Origin of the sequence: Hydrocoleum sp. CS-953, assembly GCF_002260545.1 — a bacterium.
In the GTDB taxonomy this organism is placed as follows: Bacteria; Cyanobacteriota; Cyanobacteriia; order Cyanobacteriales; family Microcoleaceae; genus Trichodesmium.
Genome location: NZ_LGSU01000993.1, coordinates 1 through 5,868 on the forward strand (window position 1 = coordinate 1; position 5,868 = coordinate 5,868).

Genomic DNA, 5,868 nt, shown 5'->3' on the forward strand with positions numbered 1-5,868 from the left:
ATGTTCATTATTCTTCTGTGTACGGACGCCCTTATGCAACGTCCCTCCTCCAGCTAATCAAATATAGCAAGGTTTTTGAGAAATGGTATAATTAATTGAATATCAACTCCTAATTAATAATTATTAACTATTAACTATTAATTATTAATTATTCGGTAACTACCTAAATTTTTTGGTGAGAATATACATTTTTTTCCCACACTCCCCACACCCCCCACACTTCCTATACCATTACTCGAAGACCACCATTAATATTTTAAGATTGCTCACATCTGATTGTTTTTCCTCCTTGCTGAAGAGAATCATTTAAAGCACAGAGTATTCCTACTAAATCAGCACCTACCCAACCAGAAGAAATTTTTGAAGTAGTATTCTGACTAACACAATTTAAAAATTCATTGCACACTTGAGCTAAAGGTTCAGCTTTTTCAACTGCTAAAACTTCCCGACTGACATCTACTGCTTTCCAACGACTGTCCAGATATTCTAAATGACCATGCTGAATAACTAAAGGTTGCTCGGCTGACATTTCATCAAAAATTAATGTTCCTTGACTACCGACTACTCCTAAACGACGTTGTTTATCTGGGTTGAGCCAACACAGATGTAAAAAAGCTTGAAAACCACTAGGATAAGTCAGTTTAGCCATAACTAAATCTGACTGTGGCGGTTGTTGGGGGAGCCAGACTGTACCGTTTGCTTGTACTTCCACAGGTGTTTCCTGTAACCAAGCATTCAAAATACAAATATCGTGAATTGCTAAATCCCAAAGTGCATCAACATCTGGGCGCACTGGTTCAATATGAGTCNGGTTGTTGGGGGAGCCAGACTGTACCGTTTGCTTGTACTTCCACAGGTGTTTCCTGTAACCAAGCATTCAAAATACAAATATCGTGAATTGCTAAATCCCAAAGTGCATCAACATCTGGGCGCACTGGTTCAATATGAGTCCGTGTAGCATAGCCATAACGTAAGTCTCCTAACCTACCTTCTGTAACTATAGTTTTCCCTGCTTGTACAACGGAATTAAATAAGTAAGTGTGATCTATAAAAAGTTGACGTTGTTGTTGTTCGGCTAATTTACATAGTGCAACTGACTCTGAATATTCAAGGGTTAAAGGTTTTTCCGAAAAAACGTGATAACCTTTTTTTAGAGCAGCACTAATAATCTCGTAGTGGGTAGAAGCTGGAGTGGCGATCGCTACTGCTGTAATTCCTGGTAGTTCTANCAACGGAATTAAATAAGTAAGTGTGATCTATAAAAAGTTGACGTTGTTGTTGTTCGGCTAATTTACATAGTGCAACTGACTCTGAATATTCAAGGGTTAAAGGTTTTTCCGAAAAAACGTGATAACCTTTTTTTAGAGCAGCACTAATAATCTCGTAGTGGGTAGAAGCTGGAGTGGCGATCGCTACTGCTGTAATTCCTGGTAGTTCTAATGCTTCTTTCCAACTCTCTATTAAAATGATATCTTTATCTAATTGCAACCGCTCTTGAATTGCTTGTAATTGTTTTGGGTTAGGATCTACTAGAGCAATAACCCGAGATTGAGAATGATTAAGGAAGTTCCGAACTAAGTGAACTCCCCAACGACCTGCACCAAATATAACTATTCCTATTTCCATAAGTTTAAATATAAAAAATTGAGCTGATTTGAATTTGCATTGACTGGTGTTTTAACCCTATCATATTCAGATTAGTATGTCGAATACTATAGCAATATGATTTAAGTTGTGAGATATTGGAGAGTTAAAGGGAAAAGGGAACGGGGAACAGGGAACAGAGAAGAAGAAAAAAATGTATCTTAATTTATAAGATAACTGCTATATTGTATCCTTTTGAGGAACACCTCAATTCTCACAACGGTCTTCTTGATTGCTATAGAGTTTTTCATCTAACTGTTAAAATTTTGATTTGTCAATTTCTGTCAAAGACTTCTGATAAAAGTTAAAATTTAATCTTTTTTCGTCTTCTTTTCCTGTTTTATATTTTCTATTCCCGACTGCTGCAAGAAATCTAAAGCAGACTTGGCTGCGGCTTGCTCTGCAGCTTTAATTGATGGTCCCTTACCTACACCAAGTTTCTTATCTTTAAACCAAACTTCTGCCAAGAAACGTCCACGATCGCCATGAATCTTATTTGCTTCCTGAACTTGATAATTTGGTAGTGTTTTGTAATGACCTTGAGTCCATTCTTGGAGAGCAGCTTTATAGTTTTGGCGGGCAGGATCGCTGCGAATTTCTGCAATTAACTTTTCAAAGTGATAATCTAGCCAAGGGCGGATTAATTCTAAGTTATGGGTGCTTAAATAGAGAGCAGCTAAAACAGCTTCAAAAGAGTCTGCTAGTCGAGACTCTTCTCCAGCTTTATCTCCTGCTGCACTTTTGGATACCAGTAAATAGCGACCCCATCCATATTTATTGGCGATTTGTGCTAGAGAGCGATCGCTAACTAAAATGGAACGAATGGCAGCAAATTCTCCTACAGGACAATGAGGATAATTTTCCAACAGTAACTCGGCAGCGACCAGTCGCACTACTGCATCTCCTACAAACTCTAACTTTTCATAGTTATGTGTTGATGAAACTGTAGAGTGGGTTAAAGCCAAGTCTAGCAAATTCCATTTAATTGCACTATGTTGAGGGATAGATAATTTTTCGACTAAAGATTTAAGTTGCTTTTGGCGTGGATGATATATTTGAGTCATCTAAAACAAAATCGGTAGTTGGGAGATCCGTCAGCTTTAGCTACGGGAGGATATGAGATTTGAGTCATCTAAAAAAAATCAGGGCGTTGCTGAATGATTGTATGATTTTTAGGAGTCAGGAGTCAGGAGTCAGGAGTTAAACCAGCTTTTTTCCTTACTACTAATATTAAGACCATAAGAATTTCATACCTTATTTCACCAATGCCAAAAAAATCAGTAGTTGGGAAACCTTTTATTAATTGATAATGGATGAGGAAAAACACCTCGGCCTTCAGTCGCAGTAACCTTTCAGGCAGGAGAATTATTCTCTCGATTAACGCTAATTTCTGGGGTTCCTGATTTAACGAAGTCAGAAGTCAGAAGTCAGAAGGGGGATTTTGAGCAACCCTCTAAAAACATTTCGCCTTTTAAGGCGGGGTTGCGCGACCCAATTATTTTGATAATTTATATATTATTATACTTGACACATTATGGGTTAACACCTTAACTAATTTGAGGTATCTTTAAAAAGATTAGGTAGAGTCAATCATCAAAATTTTCAACCCTACCCAGTTAAAATTAACCAATAGCTAAACGACCTTCTGCTTGACCAAACCTAACGTAATGTTCTAACCCATTGACAAAAATCCCATTTACCACTGCCTGCGCTACGACAGGGTTATTAGCTAAATAAAATTCTTCCTCAAAAGCAAATTGANTTATTATACTTGACACATTATGGGTTAACACCTTAACTATTTGAGGTATCTTTAAAAAGATTAGGTAGAGTCAATCATCAAAATTTTCAACCCTACCCAGTTAAAATTAACCAATAGCTAAACGACCTTCTGCTTGACCAAACCTAACGTAATGTTCTAACCCATTGACAAAAATCCCATTTACCACTGCCTGCGCTACGACAGGGTTATTAGCTAAATAAAATTCTTCCTCAAAAGCAAATTGAGGCGATCGCCCTTCCGAAAAACCAAACTCTAACCAATGCTCAAACCCACTAATAAATAAACCGTTTGCCAAAGCATTCGCTACACCAGGATTTTCTATTAAATAGAAATTTTCGTTGAAACTCTCAGGAATATTGGGAGGAGGAACAAAGCTCGGAATACCTGGAGAAGAATTATTGGCAGCGAGTTTAGCAACAAAAGCGTCATCTATTATATCTACATTACCAACTTGACTAACTTCCAGAAAAGGTTCTAGAGGAAAAGTCGGGATAGTAAAACCTACAAAATAAGCATTACCAATTTCATCTACTGCAATATCATTACCAAACAGACCAAGATTGTCATTTATTCGGAAGGGAATAGAATATTCTATAACTTGACCATCGTTAGATATTTTACTGACAACAGTATTGGCAAAATCATTGTTGCTGATAATATGACTATTTCCTCCAGCATCAATATCTATACTCTCAATAGACTCGAAGTCTGCTGTACCTAAGTAAGTAGCATATTCAACGAAGCGATCGCTATTAATTTTAATCAATATTCCATCACTTTCTCCTCCACCAAAAGTATTTTGCAAAGCATTAACAGTGGGAAACTGACCTACTGGAGGTACTACTGTATCACCACCAATAATTTGACTACCGGAATTTCCTGCTACATAAATATTACCAAAATCATCTATAGCAATACCATTACCAATATCTCCATCCACGCCGCCATAGTAAGTGGAAAAAATTAGATCACTACCATCACTATTAAGTTGAGTAATAAAAATATCTGCGTCTCCCCCTATAATATTTTGTACTGCATTTATAGTTGGGAAATCAAAGGAACGAGTTTCACCAGTAATATAAGCATTACCATTATTATCAACAGTAATATCCTGACTTATTTCTGTGTCATTTCCACCCAATAAAGTTGAGTAAATTAACTGATTTCCATTGGTAGATATTTTACTGACAAAAGCATCTCGGTTAAATTCGCTAATTAGAGTATTTTGTAGAGCATTTTCAGTAGTCGGAAAATTACCAATTCCAGGAATAGGTTGAATTGGAAAACGGAGTACAGCACCAGTATCTCCTGTTATATAAGCATTGCCATTATTATCTACAGAAATAGCACTGCTAAAATCGTTATCCTGCCCACCTAAATAAGTAGAATAAAGGATATTACTCCCGTCATTAGATAGTTTAACAACAAAAGCATCACCAGAAAATTCACCTCCTCCGTAGGTATTTTGCCAAGCATTTACTGTCGGAAAGTCAATAGAATTAGTATTACCTGTGACGTAAATATCTCCAGTTATATCTACAGCAATATCTGTACCAAAATCTCCACCACTTCCACCTATATATGTGGCATAAATTAGAGTTCCATCAGGGGAATATTTAGCAACAAAAGCATCACCATTTCCAAATTCATCACCTCCACCAAAGCTATTTTGTACAGCATTTGGAGTAATGGGAAAGTCTATAGAGTTGGTACTGCCAGTTATATAAGTATTGCCTTGATTATCAATAGTTATTCCTGTTCCTTCTTCTAAGTTACTACCTCCTATTAAGTCAGAAAATTCTAGACTTGGGTCGTTTGTTGTGGGAAGTTGGGAAGCTTGAATAAAACGATGAGCATTAATTAAAATTTCATCATTATCATTGTTAGGATTATTGGTCTCTGTTATATTCTCAGAAATTTCAGGTAAATTTTCCACCACACTAATTATTTCTAGAGGAATTTCACCTGGTACCTGTAAAAAATCAGGTATTAATGTTGACTCTGAATTTACAAATAATGATTCTTCAGACATAATTTGTACAAATTAAGTTTTAGTTTTGCTTGCAAATTGCGTTAGTTATTCTACAATAAAAATTAGATTTTTTCAACGATTCAATAAATTTGCTTGAGACTCTTTTATCAACCTTAGATAGAATCTCTCTAAATTTTTTTGGGTTGGCTATGTCTATAAGTTGTAGCAGTTTTTCTTTAGTGATATTATTGAAAAATCAAGGTATAAAACCTCTCAACTTATAGAGAAAAAGCGGTTGTTGTTTCCAGGCAGAAGTATAATACCATTTCTCAAAAACCTTGCTATATTTGATTAGGTGGAGGAGGGACGTTGCATAAGGGCGTCCGTACGGGACTGTGGGAGGTGGGGGGAAGGGACGTTGCATAAGGGCGTCCGTACACAGAAGAATAATGAACATTAACTGACTAAT

At 36.5% G+C, this 5,868-nt stretch carries 3 protein-coding genes and 2 pseudogenes; all 5 read right to left on the reverse strand.

What is annotated here, in order from left to right; translation table 11 throughout:
* Positions 1-256: 256 nt before the first annotated feature.
* The 5 genes and pseudogenes from AFK68_RS41705 to AFK68_RS14150 all read right to left on the reverse strand — a co-directional run bounded on the left by AFK68_RS41705 (position 257) and on the right by AFK68_RS14150 (position 5,459).
* On the reverse strand, positions 257-793 hold the full coding sequence (locus AFK68_RS41705) for a Gfo/Idh/MocA family oxidoreductase (protein ID WP_256386556.1): 537 nt from the start codon (positions 791-793) through the stop codon (positions 257-259).
* A 17-nt stretch (positions 794-810) separates the two neighbouring features.
* Positions 811-1,214 (reverse strand): annotated as a pseudogene (locus AFK68_RS14135) (Gfo/Idh/MocA family protein); the annotation flags it as partial.
* Positions 1,215-1,229: 15 nt separating this feature from the next.
* Positions 1,230-1,626 (reverse strand): annotated as a pseudogene (locus AFK68_RS14140) (Gfo/Idh/MocA family protein); the annotation flags it as partial.
* Positions 1,627-1,955: 329 nt separating this feature from the next.
* Positions 1,956-2,708 carry a ribonuclease III gene (gene rnc / locus AFK68_RS14145; protein WP_094673358.1) on the reverse strand — a complete coding sequence of 251 codons (753 nt, stop codon included), beginning with the start codon at positions 2,706-2,708 and terminating at the stop codon, positions 1,956-1,958.
* Between the two features lie 804 nt (positions 2,709-3,512).
* Positions 3,513-5,459, reverse strand: a complete 1,947-nt coding sequence (locus AFK68_RS14150) for an SBBP repeat-containing protein (RefSeq protein ID WP_094673359.1) — start codon at positions 5,457-5,459, stop codon at positions 3,513-3,515.
* Between the last annotated feature and the right edge of the window lie 409 nt (positions 5,460-5,868).

Bases quoted from the DNA above. Each gene is read 5' to 3' on its own strand.
- rnc (WP_094673358.1), bottom strand. From the start codon at position 2,708: ATGACTCAAATATATCATCCACGCCAAAAGCAACTTAAATCTTTAGTC.
- AFK68_RS14150 (WP_094673359.1), bottom strand. From the start codon at position 5,459: ATGTCTGAAGAATCATTATTTGTAAATTCAGAGTCAACATTAATACCT.